The 2,159-nt window shown below is 39.2% G+C and carries 3 protein-coding genes and 1 pseudogene; 3 read left to right on the plus strand and 1 reads right to left on the minus strand.

Annotated elements, in window-relative coordinates; translation table 11 throughout:
- Nucleotides 1-189: 189 nt before the first annotated feature.
- Nucleotides 190-462 (minus strand): hypothetical protein, encoded by a 273-nt coding sequence (locus tag O9295_RS21350; RefSeq protein WP_288035175.1) that lies wholly within the window; start codon nucleotides 460-462, stop codon nucleotides 190-192.
- Between the two features lie 502 nt (nucleotides 463-964).
- Here O9295_RS21350 and O9295_RS21355 point away from each other — a divergent pair.
- From O9295_RS21355 to O9295_RS21365, 3 genes and pseudogenes are all read left to right on the plus strand, one after another.
- On the plus strand, nucleotides 965-1,189 hold the full coding sequence (locus O9295_RS21355) for a DUF2281 domain-containing protein (protein WP_002796731.1): 225 nt from the start codon (nucleotides 965-967) through the stop codon (nucleotides 1,187-1,189).
- Nucleotides 1,190-1,194: 5 nt separating this feature from the next.
- Nucleotides 1,195-1,581 (plus strand): type II toxin-antitoxin system VapC family toxin, encoded by a 387-nt coding sequence (locus O9295_RS21360; RefSeq protein WP_288035177.1) that lies wholly within the window; start codon nucleotides 1,195-1,197, stop codon nucleotides 1,579-1,581.
- Nucleotides 1,582-1,711: 130 nt separating this feature from the next.
- A pseudogene (locus O9295_RS21365) lies at nucleotides 1,712-1,952 on the plus strand (hypothetical protein).
- Nucleotides 1,953-2,159 lie beyond the last annotated feature (207 nt).

The following is a 2,159-nucleotide window of genomic DNA, read 5'->3' on the forward strand; positions in this document are numbered from 1 at the left end:
GAGGACTAGATCTTCATCAGATAAGGGCGGAAAATCCAGGTGAATTGTCCGCTTCAGAATCTCTAATAGCAAATCTAACCGCTCTGAGTCTGTCAAGCGGTCAAAGGTATCTAAAAGTTCCTGAACTATAGCAGTCATAGCAGTTACCCTATATCTGCTCAATACTATAACACAAGCTTAACAAGGCTCTTAGTTATTGCTTGACAGCCCCAATAAATTCTGAATGTAAGTTTGGAATCCCCCCAAACCGCCATCGTCATCCCAACGCTGTCTGAAAGTTGGTAACTTCTCCAATTCCATCACCTTCCCACCCTGATAGTTGAGAACTTCTCGATAATCAAACATCGCATCTGCTTTTGCTGATACAGGTGGATTATCAAAATCAATAGCCCAAAGCACCTCAACAATCCGATAGATGTCGTCAGCTGTTAAGCATTTAAATTGCTTGTTGAGACGAGGCAAGAGGCAAGAGGCAAGAGGCAACAGTAAAGAGATTGGGGGAGATTCGGCTAATCTTAAGAATAAGTGCTTTAAATACGTCTTAGCTTAATTAGGGTTTGCGGCAAAAAGTTTTTCGTGGGGGCAGGAGTCGGTCGTCAGTAGCCGGTCGTCGGTCGTTTCAGGCTTTGTTGCCCTCTCTTTTTGTACCAATTTTGTACCACGAAAAGGATAATGCAAGGTTTTTGAGAGTCCCAATCCGATTTTCGCAGCATTAACAGCGGATTTTAACAGGTCAAAAGCCTTATTTTAAAAGGGTTTTACCATTATTCAGCCAACCATATATAAACGACCAAAACCGCCAAACCAATAGCTATACTGTTACAAGAGCTATTTCCCGCAATTAGACCGCCAAGAAAAATTGAATGCCAACGATAACAAAAGAAACCCTTAAGCAAGAACTCGATCGCCTTAATAATCAACAACGTCAAATCTTAAATATTCAACCTTAAAAGGAGCAAACCTAATGACAACTAGAGAAAGACTGATCCAAGAAATATCTCAAATCTCCGAAGAAATTGTTGAAGAACTGCTTGACTTTTTATTATTTACCCAAGCCAGAAGGAATCAACAAAAAGAGCCAAAAACCCCTAGACCCTACGCCCTCTGTCAAGGAGAATTTACCGTTCCTGCTGACTTTGACGATCCCTTACCCGATGAAATCCTACAGGACTTTGAAAACCCTTTATAAAAATCATGCGACTTTTACTCGATACTCATATCTTTCTCTGGTTTCTTAATGGAGATACTCGACTTTCACAAGATTTTTGTGATGCCATTAAAGACGCTAAAAATAGCGTATATTTGAGTGTAGCCTCCATCTGGGAAGCCATTATTAAATATCAATTAGGTAAACTTCCCTTGCCAGAAACACCAGAAGTTTATCTGCCCAAACAACGCGATCGCCATCAAATAACGAGTTTAACGATTGATGAAGAAAGCATCGCCTATTTAATGAAATTACCTCCCTTGCATCGTGATCCCTTTGATAGACTGCTAATTTGTCAAGCAATGCAAAATGATTTAATCATTATTACAGTTGACCAAAAAATTCGCTCCTACCCAATCATTAAAACCTTATAATTAATCAGACAAAAATGGCAGAAGTAAACGTTGATTATGATCCAATGGGTAACACCTTAACCGTTGGGTTTGGCGCACCGCACGATCATTAGAGTATTCATGGTGTAGGATTTTCGGGTTGTCTTATGCAATGTCTGTCTCTATAAGGGTTTCATTCCTTATAGAGACAGACATTGCTGTGATTTTTGCCAATTGTTTTCGCTCTAGAACTAGCTAATCAATTAAGTCTCTTGTCAGATAAGGATTTGGTCGATTTATGCCACCCTATCGAACCATACCAAGTAACGAAGAACCGTTTTTCCTATCCTAATCTCCTCAATTTCACCAGCAAAGATACTTTCTCTAATTATCCTCGATCGAGTCCCAATTGATCAAGAATTTTTCGGGTGGCAAATAGATTGAATTATATCTATAACTACTATTGAAAAAAATACAAACAAGCGGTTTCGCTTTAATAATGTATATCTTGCCAGAGAGCGCAATCAGTAATGTTTTGGAAATCTTTGATATTTTTGCTGGCAATAATAACCCGACGACTGGGATATTTTTCTTTGAGTAGAGACCATTGAGCCGATAGG

Source organism: Microcystis sp. LE18-22.4A, from assembly GCF_027531105.1.
Classification (GTDB): Bacteria; Cyanobacteriota; Cyanobacteriia; order Cyanobacteriales; family Microcystaceae; genus Microcystis; species Microcystis aeruginosa.

What these genes read in the sequence shown, in the direction of transcription:
- O9295_RS21355 (WP_002796731.1), top strand. Translation starts at nt 965, where the DNA reads ATGACAACTAGAGAAAGACTGATCCAAGAAATATCTCAAATCTCCGAA.
- O9295_RS21360 (WP_288035177.1), top strand. Translation starts at nt 1,195, where the DNA reads ATGCGACTTTTACTCGATACTCATATCTTTCTCTGGTTTCTTAATGGA.